This is a genomic window from Pseudomonas cistanchae (assembly GCF_054483635.1).
The window spans coordinates 303,979-320,709 of sequence record NZ_JBTLWN010000001.1; the positions used below are offsets into that span (position 1 = coordinate 303,979).

At 59.0% G+C, this 16,731-nt stretch carries 17 protein-coding genes; 8 read left to right on the plus strand and 9 right to left on the minus strand.

The window, feature by feature from the left end; all coding sequences use genetic code 11:
* Positions 1-186 precede the first annotated feature (186 nt).
* A complete protein-coding gene (locus tag ACX0MV_RS01385) occupies positions 187-591 on the plus strand; it encodes a response regulator (protein WP_458980703.1) in 405 nt (134 codons plus the stop codon).
* Positions 592-702: 111 nt separating this feature from the next.
* On the plus strand, positions 703-1,107 hold the full coding sequence (locus ACX0MV_RS01390) for a DUF1330 domain-containing protein (RefSeq protein WP_458980704.1): 405 nt from the start codon (positions 703-705) through the stop codon (positions 1,105-1,107).
* Here the strand turns inward: ACX0MV_RS01390 and ACX0MV_RS01395 are convergent.
* Together ACX0MV_RS01395 and ACX0MV_RS01400 are read right to left on the minus strand one after the other, a co-directional pair.
* Positions 1,094-1,882 carry an N-acetylmuramoyl-L-alanine amidase gene (locus ACX0MV_RS01395; RefSeq protein ID WP_458980705.1) on the minus strand — a complete coding sequence of 263 codons (789 nt, stop codon included), beginning with the start codon at positions 1,880-1,882 and terminating at the stop codon, positions 1,094-1,096. The genes ACX0MV_RS01390 and ACX0MV_RS01395 overlap by 14 nt on opposite strands.
* The gene (locus ACX0MV_RS01400; protein WP_458980706.1) at positions 1,879-2,472 is read right to left on the minus strand and encodes a MarC family protein; all 594 of its coding nucleotides are present in this window, start codon (positions 2,470-2,472) and stop codon (positions 1,879-1,881) included. Before ACX0MV_RS01400 ends, ACX0MV_RS01395 begins: the two co-directional genes overlap by 4 nt.
* 131 nt (positions 2,473-2,603) lie before the next feature.
* On the opposite strand from ACX0MV_RS01400, the gene ACX0MV_RS01405 reads away from it, so the two are divergent.
* Entirely contained in the window at positions 2,604-4,025 is a 1,422-nt protein-coding gene (locus tag ACX0MV_RS01405; protein WP_458980707.1) for a DASH family cryptochrome, read from the plus strand.
* A gap of 10 nt (positions 4,026-4,035) precedes the next feature.
* On the opposite strand, the gene ACX0MV_RS01410 is transcribed toward ACX0MV_RS01405, so the two are convergent.
* The 5 genes from ACX0MV_RS01410 to ACX0MV_RS01430 all read right to left on the minus strand — a co-directional run bounded on the left by ACX0MV_RS01410 (position 4,036) and on the right by ACX0MV_RS01430 (position 8,590).
* Positions 4,036-5,940 carry a diguanylate cyclase gene (locus ACX0MV_RS01410; RefSeq protein ID WP_458980708.1) on the minus strand — a complete coding sequence of 635 codons (1,905 nt, stop codon included), beginning with the start codon at positions 5,938-5,940 and terminating at the stop codon, positions 4,036-4,038.
* On the minus strand, positions 5,941-6,819 hold the full coding sequence (locus ACX0MV_RS01415; protein WP_458980709.1) for an endonuclease/exonuclease/phosphatase family protein: 879 nt from the start codon (positions 6,817-6,819) through the stop codon (positions 5,941-5,943).
* A gap of 19 nt (positions 6,820-6,838) precedes the next feature.
* Positions 6,839-7,468 carry a thiol:disulfide interchange protein DsbA/DsbL gene (locus ACX0MV_RS01420; RefSeq protein ID WP_458980710.1) on the minus strand — a complete coding sequence of 210 codons (630 nt, stop codon included), beginning with the start codon at positions 7,466-7,468 and terminating at the stop codon, positions 6,839-6,841.
* 153 nt (positions 7,469-7,621) lie between these two features.
* Positions 7,622-8,254, minus strand: coding sequence for a c-type cytochrome (locus ACX0MV_RS01425; protein WP_458980711.1), 633 nt, complete (start codon positions 8,252-8,254; stop codon positions 7,622-7,624).
* Between the two features lie 45 nt (positions 8,255-8,299).
* Positions 8,300-8,590, minus strand: a complete 291-nt coding sequence (locus tag ACX0MV_RS01430) for a c-type cytochrome (RefSeq protein WP_458980712.1) — start codon at positions 8,588-8,590, stop codon at positions 8,300-8,302.
* Positions 8,591-8,836: 246 nt separating this feature from the next.
* Between ACX0MV_RS01430 and yihA the strand changes: the two genes are divergently transcribed.
* The 5 genes from yihA to ACX0MV_RS01455 all read left to right on the plus strand — a co-directional run bounded on the left by yihA (position 8,837) and on the right by ACX0MV_RS01455 (position 12,373).
* On the plus strand, positions 8,837-9,475 hold the full coding sequence (yihA, locus tag ACX0MV_RS01435) for a ribosome biogenesis GTP-binding protein YihA/YsxC (RefSeq protein ID WP_458980713.1): 639 nt from the start codon (positions 8,837-8,839) through the stop codon (positions 9,473-9,475).
* 280 nt (positions 9,476-9,755) lie between these two features.
* The gene (gene purE, locus ACX0MV_RS01440) at positions 9,756-10,244 is read left to right on the plus strand and encodes a 5-(carboxyamino)imidazole ribonucleotide mutase (protein ID WP_458980714.1); all 489 of its coding nucleotides are present in this window, start codon (positions 9,756-9,758) and stop codon (positions 10,242-10,244) included.
* A 66-nt stretch (positions 10,245-10,310) separates the two neighbouring features.
* A complete protein-coding gene (locus ACX0MV_RS01445) occupies positions 10,311-11,396 on the plus strand; it encodes a 5-(carboxyamino)imidazole ribonucleotide synthase (RefSeq protein ID WP_458980715.1) in 1,086 nt (361 codons plus the stop codon).
* A 122-nt stretch (positions 11,397-11,518) separates the two neighbouring features.
* A complete protein-coding gene (locus tag ACX0MV_RS01450) occupies positions 11,519-11,767 on the plus strand; it encodes a GlsB/YeaQ/YmgE family stress response membrane protein (protein ID WP_458980716.1) in 249 nt (82 codons plus the stop codon).
* Positions 11,768-11,839: 72 nt separating this feature from the next.
* On the plus strand, positions 11,840-12,373 hold the full coding sequence (locus ACX0MV_RS01455) for a DUF3299 domain-containing protein (RefSeq protein ID WP_458981734.1): 534 nt from the start codon (positions 11,840-11,842) through the stop codon (positions 12,371-12,373).
* Between the two features lie 287 nt (positions 12,374-12,660).
* On the opposite strand, the gene ACX0MV_RS01460 is transcribed toward ACX0MV_RS01455, so the two are convergent.
* Entirely contained in the window at positions 12,661-13,701 is a 1,041-nt protein-coding gene (locus tag ACX0MV_RS01460; protein ID WP_458980717.1) for a tetratricopeptide repeat protein, read from the minus strand.
* Entirely contained in the window at positions 13,691-16,711 is a 3,021-nt protein-coding gene (locus tag ACX0MV_RS01465; RefSeq protein ID WP_458980718.1) for a hypothetical protein, read from the minus strand. Before ACX0MV_RS01465 ends, ACX0MV_RS01460 begins: the two co-directional genes overlap by 11 nt.
* Positions 16,712-16,731: the final 20 nt, after the last annotated feature.

Sequence of the window (16,731 nt, forward strand, 5' to 3'; positions counted from 1 at the left end):
GAGGCGGCGAGCGCTGCCCGAACGGTTGTATGAACCCATACGAGTGAAAAAGTGTCCCATTTATATTGCCTGGAGAATGTGAGACCTTGGGCGCTTTTCTGGCGGCGACAGAGCCCTGTCTTTCGCATCGAGCGCGGCTCGCCACAGTCCTTCAATGTGGTTCAACCCCTTTCATGAGGTTACTGGATGCACGATCGGACTCAAGGTGCCAATCCTGGCGCTGTTCCTGGTAATGGCGGCAAAACCATCTTACTGGTCGAAGATGATGAAGTGGTGCGCATGCTGACCCTCGAAGTGTTGTCGGAACTCGATTATCAGGTTCTCGAAGCGGAGGATGCGCCGCAAGCCCTGGCCATTCTACGCAGCGACCAGCCACTGGATCTGCTGATGACCGATATCGGCCTGCCAAGCATGAGCGGCCGCGAGTTGATGGACATCGCGCGGCAGCTGCGTCCTCATCTGCTTGGCCTGTTCGCCAGTGGTTACGGCGAGGCTGCCGGCGGTTCGGGCATGGGTATCGCCACCATCACCAAGCCCTATTCCCTGGAACTGCTGAAAAATACCCTGCAGTCGCTGCTCGCCCAACGCTAAACCACTCATGCTATTCAGCTGCTTTATAAGGATTGGCCTGTTCCTCGCGGGTTCGTAGTCTGTAGCGCTCATCACCGTGCAGCCCGCCAGTGATAGCCGTCGAGGAACAGCATGACCCATCTCAATCCCACTGCCGAGCAGCTGTCCGCGTTCGCTGCGACGGTGCCCGACGATACCCCGATTCTGATGCTCAACCTGCTGCGTTTTCAGGCGCAAGCGGCGTACCCAGCGGGCAGCGATCAACCCGCCTGCAGCGGCCGAGAAGCCTATGCGCGGTACAGTCGCGTTGCCCTGGGCAAGGTACGTGGTGTGGGCGGCGAAGTGCAGGTCATGGCCACCGCGCATGTCGCGCTGATCGCACCATCGGAAGAGCGCTGGGACGACATGCTGCTGGTGCGTTACCCGAGCAAGGCGGCGTTTCTGGCCATGCTCGCCGACCCCGAATACCGCGCGGCGACTGTGCACCGGACTGCCGCATTGGCTGACTCGCGACTGATCGCCACTACTGCGCGTTAGCGGCCGGGTTGTTCAGTACCCAGAGCAGGGCCGCGGTTTCGGCATCCGGTTCGCCATCGTAGCGGGCCGGGCGGTACTTCATCTGAAACGCCGCCAGGACGTTGCGGGTCGCCAGGTCCAGCTCGCCATGCTCGGCCACCGAATAGCCCTGGCGCTGCAACTGATGCTGAAACCAGGCAACGGTTGGCGGGCTGGCGGCGAACACGGCCTGCTGCCTGGCCACCGCCTGCTTTTCCGGCCAGGGCACCAGCCCCTCATCCGCCAGACGCTGCCACGGGAACAGCGGCCCCGGGTCGACCTTGCGCTGGGGCGCGATGTCGCTGTGGCCAATGATGCTGCCCGGCCCCAGGCCATGACGCTGCATGATGTCCTTGAGCAGCGGAATCAGCGCGTCGATCTGTTCCGGCGAATAGGGCTGCCAGTAACGCCCGTTCGGACCATCGTAGAAGCCCTGGTTGACCAGTTCGATGCCGATGGAAGCGCTATTCAGCCAGGTGCGTCCTTGCCATTGGCTATCGCCCGCGTGCCAGGCGCGGCGATCCTCGTCGACCAGGCGGTAAATGGTCGCTGGTGCTTCGCCGATCAGGTAGTGGCTGCTGACTTCGCCCTGGGTCAACAGCGCCAGCGAGTGCGCCAGGTCGGTCGAGGTGTAGTGCAGGATGATGTATTGCACGCGACTGTCCTGCCCCACCGCGGTGTGGCGGCTGTCGATGCGTGGGCCGCTGGAACAGGCTGCTAGCACGGCTGTTAGCAGGATTAGAAGCAGGCGGTTCATGGGTTGATGTGCAGCACGCTTTGCAGGTTGTCCAGCAGCATGTCCACGCTCAGCATGATCAATAACATACCCATCAATCGCTCCACTGCAGTCAGCCCGCGCGGGCCGAGGAAACGCTGCAGGAATGAAGCCTGCAGCAGGATGAATGCGGTTGCCGCCCACGCCAGCAGGACCGCCAAATACAGCTCCCAAAGCGGGCCTTCATGGGTATTGCGCAGGGTCATCAGCACTGCCAGTGCGGAAGGCCCGGCCACGGCGGGCGTGGCCAGCGGTACCAGCATCGGTTCGCCGTCCGGCACATCGCCGAGCACGCCTTGCGGGCTGGGGAAGATCAGGCGCATGGCAATCACGAACAGGATGATACCGCCGGCTATCGCCGTTGCCTCGCGCGAAAGGCCAAGGGCGGCGAGCACCTTGTCACCAAAGGTTAGGAACAGCATCAGCAGGGCCAGCGCGAACAACAGCTCACGGCCGGCGACCCAGAGTCGGCGATTGGGCGCGACGTTTTTTAGCGCGGCAATAAATATCGCAATATTTCCGAACGGATCGGTCACCAGAAAGATCAAAGCGGCAATGCCAAAGATTTCCATGCAGCACTCCTGAGCAGATCCACAGTTTAGTGCCTGCGCCGGACTCGCGTCGTTCAGCCTGGGGCCGCGATACGCAATAGCCAGGCGGCAAGGGACTTGGTGGTGGCCATTGTTACATTCTGGAGGTTTAGATGCGCTCGCTTCTCTGGTTCAAGCAGGATCTGCGCCTGGACGATCACCCGGCGTTGTATGCGGGACTTTCCAGCCAACGCCTGTTACCGGTATTCGTGCTTGATCCCTCATTGCTGCAGCAGGGCGAGTTCGGCAGCCGTCGACTCGGCGTGCACCGCGCGCGCTTTCTGCTGGAAAGCCTCACGTCGCTGGACGCCGCGCTGCGTCAACGCGGCTCGCACCTGCTGGTGGTGCGAGGCGTCGCGGAGGAGGTGATTCCTCGGCTGGTCGCGCAGTTCGATCTGCAGCAGGTGCTGACCCTCGAAGAAATCGCGCCTGACGAGCGCGCGCAGGTCGCCCGCGTGCAGCGCCAGCTCAAGGGTGTGCCGCTGCAGCAGGCCGCGGGAAACAGCCTGTTGCGGGTGGGCGAGCTGCCCTGCGCGATCGAGGAGCTGCCGCTGGTGTACAGCCACTTCCGCACGATGGTCGAGGCGCGCATGCCGGTCTTTCAGCCGCGCCCAGCGCCCGAACAGCTGCCACCGCTGCCGGATGGTGCGCGGGCTTTGCTGCAGGCTATTCCGACGCTGTCCCAGCTAGGTCTGGGCGAGCCGCTCAGTGTGCCGGCCAGCGCCTTTCCTTTTTCCGGGGGTGAGGTGGCGGCGCAGTCGCGTTTGCGCGATTACCTGTGGAATACCCAGGGCGTGCGCAGCTACAAGGACACGCGCAATGGCCTGATCGGCAGCGAGTATTCGTCGAAATTTTCGCCCTGGCTGGCCAATGGCAGCCTGTCGCCTCGTCGGGTGGTTGCCGAATTGCGGCGTCATGAGTCGCGTTATGGCGCGAACGAGTCGACCAACTGGCTGTGGGTCGAAATGCTGTGGCGCGATTTCTTCCGTTGGAACCTGGTGCGCCATGGCAGTGCCATGTTCCGCTCCGGCGGGCTGAAAGGCGCCGAATCCGCTTCGACCCAGGTCGACCAGCGTTTCAGCGACTGGTGCGTGGGCTATACCGGCATGCCAATGGTGGACGCGAACATGCGCGAGCTGGCGGCTACCGGGTACATGTCGAACCGCGGGCGGCAGGTGGTCGCCAGTTACCTGATTCATGATCTGCAGCAGGACTGGCGGCGCGGCGCCGCATGGTTCGAAGAGCATCTGCTCGATTACGACCCCGCGAGCAACTGGGGTAACTGGGCGTACCTGGCGGGTGTGGGCAACGATCCACGGCGCAATCGCGTGTTCAACGCGCTGAGGCAAGCCCGTGCATACGACCCGCAGGCGGTTTACGTCAGCCTGTGGCTTCCGGAGCTGAATGCGATCGCGCCACACCTGCGCCATACGCCGTTTCTGCTGCCCGGCAGTGACCTGAGCCGCATGGGCTACCCGCAGCTGAACGCGGTTCCGGAAAGCTGGAAGCCCTACTTGCCGCAGGAAGCGGCATGAGCGGACGCCGCTAGCCGCATTCGATGCGGTTGCGGCCGGCGTGCTTGGCGCGGTACAGCGCCTTGTCGGCGCGCTCGAAGACCTGGTCGCTGCGCTCACCGGTTGCGAAGAGGCTGATACCGGCGGACAGGGTGATGGTCACGCGCTCGCCCTTGAAGTGAAACGGACAGGCTTCGATGCCACTGCGCAGGGTTTCCAGCAACTGCACGCCACCCTCGAGCGGCGTGCTGGGAATCAACAGAACGAACTCCTCGCCACCGAAGCGCGCCATGAAATCGGTTTTGCGCAGGCGTTTCTGCAATTCTTGAGCGATGATTTTCAACACCTTGTCGCCCGCCAGATGGCCATAGCCATCGTTGATCCGCTTGAAATGATCGATGTCCACCACCGCCAGCATCAGCTCGCCGCCGTAGCGCTGCCAGCGCGCCATCTCCAGCTCCAAGCGCTCGTTCCAGCCTGCCCGGTTGGGGAGCCCGGTCAGCGGGTCAAGCAACGACTTTTGCCGCTGCTCCTCCAGGTGGTCGCGAAAGCCCTTGGCTTCCTGTTCCATGCTTTCGACGCGGTCGACCAGCGTTTGCAGCCGCTCGGCCACCACGTGGTCACGCCCGTCGCGCTGTTGCTGGTACTGCGCCATGGTGCTCAACAACCCGTTCAGGCGGTTTTCTACCAGGCCTTTCAGACTGTTCAGGTCGGTGGCCTGTTGCACGCTGCTGCTCAGGCCATCGACCTGCTGGCGCAGCTCACTGTCGAGATCACGCGCTGCACTGACCGAATCGGTATAGCCCTCATGGGCGTCCTTCAAGTGTTCTTGAAAGGACGAAAGGCGCTGGTTGAGTTGCTGCAGGTAGCCCTCGAACTCGCGCTGGCCGACGTCGGCGATGGCCAGCAGCAAGACAGACAGATCATCCAGCACGGGCACCAGCTCATACAGGTTCAGTCCGCCCTGAATGCGCTCGCGCAGCTGCTCAGCCTGAGGCTGGTGGCGTTCGGGCACTGGCAGCTCGTCAAGCAAACCGAGCAGGCTCGCTTCAACATGATTGGCTATCGCGCTGTAGCCAGGCTCTGGCGCGGCAGGCAGGGCGTATTCGGGATCACCCAAGGTTTCTGCCAACGGCTGCACGGCAGGCGCTGGTTGTGCAGCCGCTGGCTGTGATTGCGTCGCGGCGGCCGGCGATGGCTCCAGGGGTGTGAGTTGTTCGCGGTCCGGCGCGATGTCGTGTACAGGCGGCGCCTGCTCAGATGGCGGCTGCTCAGGCGAAGCGACTGCAGGCATGGCGCTTTCGCTGGCTCGTGCAGCCGGCGCCTGGTTCTCGGCCGATTCAGAGGTAGCAACGGCTGGTTCATTGAAAGGCGCCGCTGGTTCTGCTGCTGGCGCGGCTACGCTGGCAGCCGTGTCGCCTTTGGCGAACAGGCGTTGCAACAGCCCCGGGCGAGCCACATGGTCCTGATCCAGCGCGGCTAGCGCCTGATTCTGCAGGTGGCTCAGCTCGGCCAGCAACGCCGGCAATTCGCTTAGCTGACCCGCGCGCGCGGACAGCTGTTTGGCATAGTGTTTGAGGGGCTTACGCACCTCGCTTGGCAATTCCAGTTTAAGCAGTGCGGCGGCGAGGGCTGCCAGGGAGGTAGACGCCTGCTCGACCCGTTGCTGGCGATGCAGCTCCGAGTCCAGCACGGATTTTTCCAGACGCGGGATCAGTGCCGAAAGCCCGGCATCGATGTCGTCGCGGCGAAGGATTTCCCGCAGGTCCTGCATGCAGCGGTCGACGGCCTTGTCCGCGCCTTCCGCAGCCAGGCTGCTGCGTACCAATCCTCGGCGGAGCAGGTCGAGACGGGCGTCCCAGCGTCGTTCAAGCTTTTCCTGCTGTTCCAAGTTGGCGAGATATTTATCTTTCCAACGCTGTACGTCGTCGTTCATCTAGCGCTTCCGCGGAGAGGGCGTATTCAGCATAGGCGGTTGCGGGCTGGTTGAGGCCTGGGGCAGGCGAATTTCCATCGCCACCGGCAGGTGATCGGAAATGGGGTGGGCCAGCACCGAGACCTTCTCCAGCTCAAGGCTGGGGCTCAGCAGGATGTGGTCGAGGCAGCGCTGTGGACGCCAGCTGGGAAAGGTTGCTTCGATCTGCGGCGCGAGCAGCCCAAGGTCTCGCAGCGGCGAATTGAGCAGCAGGTCGTTGGCATGGGTATTCATGTCACCCATCAGAATCTGATGCCGGTAACTGCCGATCAGCTCGCGAATATAGGCGAGTTGGCGGGTTCGGGTCCGGGCCCCCAGCGAAAGATGCATCATCACCACCACGATGGCGTCTACGCCTTCGCCGAGGCGCAATAGAATTGCCCCACGGCCCGGCGGGCCCGGCAACGGATGGTCCTCCAGCAGGGTGGGGCGGTAGCGGCTGAGCACGCCATTGCTGTGCTGCGCCAGGCGTCCAAGGTTGCGATTAAGTTGCTGGTACCAGAACGGGAAATCGCCGAGGCGGGCAAGGTGCTCGACCTGGTTGACGTAGCCGGAGCGCATGCTGCCGCCGTCCACTTCCTGCAGCGCGACCAAGTCGTAGTCGCCCAGCATGTCGCCGATACGCTGCAGATTGTTGGCGCGCCCGGCGTGGGGCAGCAAATGCTGCCAGCTACGGGTCAGGTAATGGTGATAACGCTGGGTGGTGATGCCGACTTGAATGTTGAAGCTGAGCAAGCGCAGGCGCTGGGCCTCTGGCCAATCCGTGGCGGTCGAACACCCGGCGTTGACCTGTGGATCGCACAGGCCGATACCTCGGGTGCTCCGCCAGCGACGTAACACGTCGTGCGCCCGCTGCGGCCTACTGCGCCGCGCGCTCTTTGGCGATCAGGTGGTCAGCCACTTGCAGCGTTTGCTGCGGGCCGCCGGAGCTACCGACGTCAAAGCGGTACTTGCCGTTGACGATCATCACCGGCACGCCACTGATCTGGTAGGCCATTGCCAGTTTCTTGGCTTTCTCGAGCTGGCTCTTCACACCGAAGGAGTTGTAAGTCTTGAGAAACGCCTCTTTATCGATACCTTCACCGGCAAGGAAATCGGCCATTTCTTCTGGCGTAGCCAGTTTCTTGTTCTGCTTGTGGATAGCATCGAAGATCGCGGCGTGCACCTTGTGCTCGGCCTTCATCGCTTCCAGCGTGATGAACATCTGACCATGAACATTCCACATGCCGCCAAACAGTGCGGGGATACGCACGAAATTGACATCATCGGGAAGCTGTTCAACCCATGGGTTGATGGTGGATTCGAACTGATAGCAGTGCCCACAGCCGTACCAGAACAACTCGACCACTTCGATCTTGCCGGGCTTGGCCACCGGAACCGGGTTGCTCAGTTCAACGTACTGTTTGCCGGCTTCGATCGATTCAGCCTGAACTGCGCCGCCAAACAGGCTGGTGGCGACAAGAGCGGCACTGAGAATCAGGTTACGCATGCTTTACTCCTAAGCGATTGGCGGTGCTTGTGGTGCACCGCATTCGACCTGCATGGGCAGGCCCGGTTCCTGGGCATTGTAGCGGGGCGGTAAATGGAAAAGGGTGGCCTTGGCCACCCTTTTTCGATCACATCGTTTCGCGCTGTTACGCGATCAATGCAGGCCTTGCACGTAGCTGGAAACTGCTTCGATGTCCTTGTTGCTCAGTTTGGCAGCGATGGCGCGCATGATCATGCTGTCGCCGTCATTGGTCCGGTTGCCTTCACGGAAGTCTGTGAGCTGCTTGGCGACGTAAGTCGCATGCTGGCCGCCCAGTTGGGGGAAGCCTGCGGCATCGAGACCGGCACCGTTCGGCGAATGGCAACCGGTGCAGGCAGGCATGCCTTCAGTCAGCTTGCCGCCGCGGAACAAGGCTTCGCCGCGCTCGACCAGTTTCGGGTCAGCAGCACCGACGCTCATTTCCTTACTGGCGAAGAACGCAGCCATGTCCGCCAGGTCCTGATCGCTCTGGTTATCCAGCAAACCCATCATTTCTATAACTTTGCGCCCGACGCCAGGAGGGGTGGCGGGGTTGTTGCCGAGTTTGATGTCCTGCAACTGCTTGAGCAGGTAACGCTCACCCTGGCCCGCCAGTTTGGGGAAGTTAGGTGCAGCGCTGTTGCCGTCGGCACCATGACAAGCGCCACAAACGGCAACCTTGCCTTCACCAGCGGCAGCATCGCCCGCGGCATGCGCCAGGCCGGAGAGGCCCAAGGTCAACAGCAGACTCACGAGTACTTTGTTCATCAGCTAATCCAACTACGGCTAAGAAAGAAATAGTGTGTGGCGGGCTTACTTGGTCATCAACTCAATGACGGCCTGATAGTCCTCGGCCGTGCAATCCATGCACAAGCCGCGCGGCGGCATTGCACCCAGACCATTGGTGACGCTCTGCACCAGCACATCCATGCCCTTGGCCAGACGTGGCTCCCAGGCGGCCTTGTCACCTTTTTGCGGTGCCATCGGCAATTGACCATTGTGGCAAGCAGCACATGCGCGCGCATAGACCGCTTCTGCATCTTGAGCAGCCTGGGCGTTGAAAGACAACATCAATACACCGGCAGCCAGTAACATTTTTCTCATCAGATCAGCCTCATCATGGAGGGGAACGTACTGCTTTCTAATGGGCAGAAGATCTAATCGTTCCCGTGAACACCTATCCAGCGAGTGGGACAAAGCGCACACAAAATCTGCGGCATTATATACTGGCGTCACTGAAACTGAAACGACGCCGCCAGCCACGCTGTTTCGACTCTGTCAGGCTGGCGCTTGTGTCGCAAGGGCAGCGCCGCTGCACTTCCTTTACGCCCGCCCTCACCGGATACCCCGATGCAAGTTAAGAAGCCCATTATCGGCCTGTGCCAACAAGCCACTTTCCTGATCAGTGCCGCCAAGGTTGATCAATGCCCGGACGACCAGGGCCACGAAGTAGCCTTCGCCGGACGTTCTAATGCCGGCAAGTCCAGCGCCCTGAATACCCTGACCCATGCCAGCCTGGCGCGTACTTCTAAGACGCCAGGACGCACCCAACTGCTCAACTTCTTTCGCCTGGACGACGAGCGTCGCCTGGTCGACCTGCCAGGTTACGGCTACGCCAAGGTACCGATTCCGCTGAAACTGCACTGGCAGAAGCACCTCGAGGCTTATCTAGGTAGCCGGGAAAGTTTGCGCGGGCTGATGCTGATGATGGATATCCGCCACCCGCTGACCGAATTCGACATCCTGATGCTGGATTGGTCCACCGCCAGCGAAATGCCGATGCATATCCTTTTGACCAAGTCCGACAAGCTGGCTTTTGGTGCTGCCAAAACCGCCCTGCTGAAGGTCGAGCAGGACATCCGCAATCGCTGGGGCGATCGGGTCAGCATCCAGCTGTTCTCCGCACCCAAGCGCCAAGGCATCGAGGAAGCGCAAGCGGTGCTGGCCGAATGGCTTGAGCTGAATGAGCCCTCCGAGGAAGAAGCCTAAATAGGCGTCCTCATAACTTTTTGAGAGCGGAGCTCAATTACCGTTGCGGCAATAGGTAGTAGCCGGCGTTTGGTCGCAGTTGATAGCTGTTGCCGCAGTCGGCCAGCTACCCTCGACAAACGGTTATGCCAGGTGCTCGCCAGCCGGGGCTTTGCGGTATACTGCGCGGCCTTTTGGCCGGCGACACCCGGCTGGACATCGCACACAAGCCACGCCGGTTCTCCCGCGTGGCTTGTTGGTTTTTGACGCGCCAGCAGGCGCACAAATGAGAGGCACGACGATGAGCGCACTGGTTGGCGTGATCATGGGCTCCAAGTCCGATTGGTCCACCCTTAGCCACACCGCCGAGATGCTGGGCAAGCTGGGCATTCCGTACGAAGTGAAGGTGGTTTCCGCCCACCGCACCCCGGACCTGCTGTTCCAGTACGCCGAACAGGCGGACGCGCGCGGTATCCAGGTGATCATCGCCGGCGCCGGCGGCGCGGCGCACCTGCCAGGCATGTGCGCGGCCAAGACCCACCTGCCGGTCCTTGGCGTGCCAGTGCAATCGGCAGTGCTGTCTGGTGTCGATTCGCTGCTGTCCATTGTGCAGATGCCTGCTGGCATTCCGGTCGCCACCCTCGCCATCGGCAAAGCCGGTGCGATCAACGCAGCCCTATTGGCGGCGAGCATTCTTGGCCATCAGCACCCGGACTATCACGTGGCGCTCAAGCAGTTTCGGCAAGAGCAGACCGATACGGTGCTGGATAACCCGGACCCGCGCGCCTGAGTTGATCGCCGCGAGCGGCTCACGCCGCTAACCCGAGCCCCTAGCGTTTCTGGAGCAGATACGAGCATGAAAATCGGTGTGATCGGTGGCGGCCAGCTGGGCCGCATGTTGGCCTTGGCGGGTACGCCGCTGGGAATGAATTTCGCTTTTCTCGACCCTGCGCCCGATGCCTGCGCGCAAGCGCTGGGCGAGCATATCCGTGCCGACTACGGCGACCAGGACCATCTGCGGCAGTTGGCCGATGAAGTCGATCTGGTGACCTTTGAATTCGAAAGCGTGCCGGCTGAAACCGTGGCCTTTCTCTCGCAGTTCGTGCCGGTATATCCCAGTGCCGACGCCTTGCGCATCGCTCGCGACCGCTGGTTCGAGAAGTCGATGTTCAAGGAACTGGGCATTCCTACTCCCGAATTTGCCGATATCCAGTCTCAGGCTGATCTGGATGCTGCCGCAGCATCGATTGGCCTGCCGGCCGTAATGAAAACCCGCACCTTGGGCTATGACGGCAAGGGCCAAAAAGTGCTGCGCAAGCCGGAGGATGTCATCGGTGCCTACGCCGAGCTGGGCAGCGTGCCCTGCATTCTCGAAGGATTCGTGCCTTTTACCGGTGAAGTCTCGCTGATCGCGGTACGCGCCCGTGACGGAGAAACACGCTTCTATCCGTTGGTCCACAACCGCCATGACAGCGGCATTCTCAGCTTGTCGATCGCCAGCAGCGAGCATCCGTTGCAGGGATTGGCCGAAGACTATGTCAACCGTGTCCTGCAGAAGCTCGACTATGTCGGCGTGCTCGCGTTCGAGTTCTTCGAAGTGGATGGTGGCCTCAAGGCCAATGAGATCGCACCGCGTGTACACAACTCCGGACATTGGACCATCGAAGGCGCCGAGTGCAGCCAGTTCGAAAATCATCTGCGCGCCGTTGCCGGTCTGCCCCTGGGCTCGACCGCCAAAGTGGGCGAGAGCGCGATGCTCAACTTCGTTGGCGAAGTACCGCCGGTGGACAAGGTCATCTCAATCGATGACTGCCACCTGCATCACTACGGCAAGGCCTTCAAGGTCGGTCGTAAAGTCGGCCACGCCACCCTGCGCTGTGACAGCCGCGCCACTCTGGACCGACAAATTGCGGCAGTCCAGGCCCTGATTGATCATGCCTAGCTAGGCCGCTGAACCAGCGCCGAGGCGATAAAAAGCGGAACCTCTGATCGCTAGCACCCGTCTGACTCCATAACGCCATGGCCCTCTGGGTCGTGGCGCATCCATGTATAGGGAGACAGACTATGGGCATTATCGGCACTATTTTTATTGGCCTGATCGTCGGGTTGATTGCGCGTTTCCTCAAGCCAGGCAACGACAGCATGGGATGGATCATGACCATCCTGCTCGGCATCGGCGGTGCACTCGCCGCTACTTATGGCGGGCAAGCGCTGGGTATTTACGATGCAGGTGAGGCAGCGGGCTTTATCGGGGCGGTTATTGGCGCGATCATCCTGCTGGTACTCTACGGCCTGGTCACCAAACGCAGCTGATCATGCGAACCTCCGGCGCTACAGCGCCTCTATGAGCCATCAGCTGCCCTTCATGTCTTGATCATGAGTCAGCTGATGCGCTACCTGTTTTTAATCCTATTGTTGATTGGCGGCATCGCCCGCGCCGAACTCCCTGAAACCGATTGGCTCGATCTGATGCCTGCCGAGGACCGCCAGGCTCTCGAAGCTATGCCCGAGATCAGCCATGACACGCCTGAAAAAGACAGCAGCTTTTACACCGATGGTTTGAAGCCGCAGTCTGCTGACTTGCCGGCAGTGATGTATTCCGCCAAAACCGTTGCTGAGTTTGACGGCAAGCTGATTCGCCTTGGCGGCTACCCCGTACCACTCGAAACGGACAGCGCTGGGCGAAGCACCCTGTTCTTTCTGGTCCCCTACCCAGGCGCCTGCATCCACGTCCCGCCACCACCACCCAACCAGCTGGTACTGGTGCGCTACCCCAAAGGTATTGAACTGGAAGACATCTACGCCCCGCTCTGGGTCAGCGGAACGTTGCGGGTGGAGCAGGTTAGCAATGAGCTGGCGGATGCAGCCTATGCGATGGATGCAGGGCAAGTGAGGGTAGTGGAGGAAAGCGATTTATAAAGGCCTGGCATCGATTGAATGTCAGTGTTTCTATCTGTGCGGGCAGAGGTAGCTTACGTCAGAGATAGCAGAGGGGTAAGGTTTGTTTTATGGAGTGAAGGTTTCCTTGGCCGAGAGGTTTCTTTGGCCCCATCTTTGTGCTGCACCCCACAATAGAGGATTGATGATCGGATTTAATAATAAAAAAGCCCTTTCTTATAAGAATTGGCAACGTTGGCTTAGGGCAAGTAAAAGAGAGTCATGTTTCACAGCGCATTACAGATGATGCTCATACAGACTTTGCTACGTTATTTTCTCGCTTGGACACGCTCCGGGATTCTCATTTCCTTTCCGGCTTTGATCATTTCTTCGTGGTACTGGCTGTAGGCTTTTTTAGCTGGTTCTTTCTTTCCCAGTCCCCAATATGCATCCGCTAGATTCAAATAGGCGACTACTCTGTCCGGGTGCTTCAGCGTAATGTGCTTCAGTAGCTCTGCGGCTTCTTGGTAATACCCCGCCTGCTCGAACAGGAAGCCAAGGTCGTTGGACCACCTGACTTTTGTTGGGAAATAGTATTTTTCAACGATGTATTTCCCAGGGTCGCATGCGTCATCGCCCTCTGCTGTCATGAAATAACTGGCAAGCGTCTTCAACTCTTCACGGTTGCCGGCTTTGTACGCCTGCAGTGCAGCGTTGAAATTGTCGGACTCGGTCTCCGGCATTAATTTCTCTAACGCGGCTCCTGAGGTTTGATGTTCAAAGCGCAGATCCTTCAGCTTGCCGAATGCACGGGTGCCGTCGAAGTCTGCTATCGAAGTGAAGGCAAGACCCTGCTTGTCGATTACGTACGTGCTGAGAAGCGACCGCTCGCACTCGGTGTTGTTTTCATTCAACAGCACCTGTGTCAGGTCGAAGGACTTTGCGGCGCTGTTGTATCTGAATTTCAGGTTGAAATTGTAAACGCCATTTCCGTCCTCTCTGGTGATGAGAACCAGATAGTCCCCCGCCTGGGTCGAGGGCGAGAGCAGGGTGTAGCGTTCACCTTGAAGATCGGTAACCGATGCTTTGCCCTGATGTTCGGCGATTAGTTCCGCCATGTAGCCGTCGTAACTATTGGGCGAATACACATTTTCGATGCGGGGTAGGGCGTTGTCCGTATCAACAACTTTAGTGCCTGCACGGTCGGTAATGAGTAGGCGCTGGGAGTGCGAGTCGTTACTGTCTACAAGGCGCAGTTCTTGTAGTGAGGACAGGTCCTCAGGTTGTACCGTCTCGGCGGTCGCAATAACGCTGGTCAGCATCAAGGTCGAGATGAGTAAAAAATGCAGAATGCTGAATTTATTGTGCATTTTTCAGTATTCCGTATATGAATTCAAAGTTCTCTTTCCGCTTATCGTAACTTTTGGTATGAAGATTCACGATCTTGGTTATTTGATCGGTATTAGTCGTGCTAGGGCCAGATTTCGCGTTCAATTTTTGCCACTCCCAGAATCCTAGGGCGGTCAGCAGGCCATATTTGGTTTCCAGTACTTGATCTGGATTGGCGACGATATTGATATTTTCGTTTGGTACCTTAGCTTTCAACAGAGTTTCGACCGCTTTGTAGTTTTCTTTCCACGTGAGCTGAATGAAGCCTTTACCTTTGTAGGACAGCCCTTCCGCACATCCCCCAGCGGTCAGTTGGAAGTTCTGCCCGGGTACGCTACAGCAGTAAATACGCTTGGCGATTTCGTCTTCCTGCGGCAGTTGGGAATAGGCATAGTCGTTTTTAACCGTATAAGCACTTTTTGAGCTGGCAGGAAGGCTGTTGTACTGCTGCTTCGATATTCGTTTATACCCCAACTCTTCAGCTTCCTGAGGGTAATGGCTGAAATACCTTGCGAATGTGCTGCGAAGCGCTGTCGTCGAGTACCACAGACTTTCTTCTTTACCCACCAGCGCGTCGCCTACTTCTGCTTTCACTTGCGCAAAGAACTGAGAAATTCGTTCCGGCGTATTGATTTCAAATGAACCCGCATATTTATTGAACAGTGTCCTGACTTCTTCTCGTGCGGCTTCTTGTGATGACGGGAATATCTTCTTCATGTTTTCCGCGCTGATCAGCTCGGAAGCCGGTGCAGCCGAAAGATTCTGCATGATTACCAGATTTATCGGCTGGAAGTGCCAAGCCTTGCCCGTCGCATCAAGCTTCAGACTGCCTGCCACATCGTTCCACCAACTCAACGCCTTGATACGACTCTTCTCTTCAACCCAATCCTGGTTGGGATCGTCGGGGCTGTGGCCCATCAGATCATCGAGTTCGTCCCAGCGCGAGGAATCCCAGAACCACTCACTGTCATGCTGTGTGACAAGCTGCGAGATGGGCTGAGCGTGCCATGGTTTTTCCAACGCGGCTTGGATCTCTTTTGAGGTCATCTTTCCGTCGCGGTTGCTGTCGATGATGTCGTAGAGCCGGGTGCGTACAGGACCTTTGTCGGACTGGTCTATCGCGCCCTGATAACTAGCCTTTTCATCGTCGGATAAGCGGCGGGTTGTGTTGAGGTAATAGGCCAACCCCGAGCGGGGCGTATCAGTATCTTCGACAAAATCGAAGCCTTCCCATTCCCATGGGCTGTGGCGGGTTGTAATAAGGTCCTGTTCTGCCAGCCAGCCGCTGATGGGCTGACCATCCATGCCGGCCAGAAGGTTGTCGAGTCGCCACCAATTGGTTTTGGGGGTGCAGCCGGTTGCCGTGTTGCTGGCTGCTACTTTGATCTTTGCCTCAGCTGGTAATGCATCTAGCAGGCTCTGAGGAAGGATCAGATCGACACCGATTTCAGCGCCTGCATCGCTCAGCTTCGGCGGATTGTCTCTCTTGATGTCTTCGCGGTGAGAAATCAGTTTGCTGGCCCCTGCATGGACCTTGAGTAGGGTCTTTTCTTCTTCTGACAGGTTCTGCGCCCACGTCCGGCTTTGGCCGATGAACGCAGGCACGTCATCACAACTGAAGACTTCAAAGTGCAGCAGTTCCTGAGGCGAACCGTCGCTCTGATTCTGGTACTTGCCCGCATGCCCAATCAGATCGCCTGCCTTGATTGGCAGTGGCGGGTCCAGCAGCACGATAGAGCCCATTGCTTTGGGTTGTGCCTTGGGCGTCAGGAAGGATGAAGAGACATAGCCTGGCAGCGTTCCATCCTCATTTGGCGTCAAGGCTGGCTCGGTGTTGCCGCTGATGACTTCCTCAAGCTTGAGGAATGCACCTTCACCCGAGGCGCGAATCTGGGCACCCTTGGTGAGTTTACCCACGATGGGTGCGTTGCTCCTGGCCGCGCCCCGAACGTTGAGTTCGTTGCTGCGGGTATTGACGGTGTACAGGCCGGAACCCCAGAACGCTGGGCGTTCCAGCTTTTCATTCTGGAGATAGTCTTTCCAGCACTTGAGGTGCATGTACAGGCTGTAGATCGTCAACGCCGGTGGTTGGGGTTTAGATGCGTCTTCGGTGGCGGGTGCCTTGGCCTGGAGCCTATGTCTAACCAGGACGAAGGCGGTGGAAAACGGTGCGCGTATCTGAAACGGCGGTGTGCCGTTGTAAGTGCTGACGGGGTATTCCTCGTCTACACGGTAAGCGACTACCTCGCCATGGGTCATGCAGTTGATACGGCTCTGGTCGAATGCATCGGATGTACCTTTGTCCAGATGAATGCCGCCATGCCACAAGCCATTTCCACCAATCGGGTAAAAACCGCCCCTGGCTTTGCTCAATGCGGTCAGGTGTTGCAGCGCATGGCCCGCCGTCGGTGAATAGGGGTAACACCAATCACCCTTGGCACTGCCTTTACTGCCCTCGGCAATGGCTGGCTTTGCCTCGTCCGGGTTCAGTGTGCCGTTTACCATATCCGCGATATAGCGTTTGAAGTCACCTTCCTCGAGTTCGGCGTGAACGTGGATGGCATAGCTCTGCGCACCTGCTCTGTCCGTTCCCGCCTGAAGGCCAATGTGCTGGCCGTAGGTGATGGCGTCCCCGTCGTTGACCTTGAAGGTGGGATGAAGGTGCAGAATCTGCCCGATCAGTTGGCCATTAGTTGGGGCGTCATAGATTTTCAGCGTGCCGTAGGAGCGGCTGGTCTTGGCATAGCCAGCAAGAGGACTTGGAACCGGGATGGATCGGTTGCTACCCTCGACGAGCAGCACGAAGTCCTTCTTGATAAGCGTGCGACCACCGATATGACGCACTTCTTCGAGCTGGTCATTGATGGTTTCGTAGTCCCGGTTCGGCTCACGACCCGAGGAGGGGTGGTGCTTGGCGAGATCCTCGTAACGGTTCACGTCCTCAAGACGGCTACCCACACTTTCAACGATTTTGAAGCGACGCCCTGTCATAACTTGTCCTATAAAAAAGT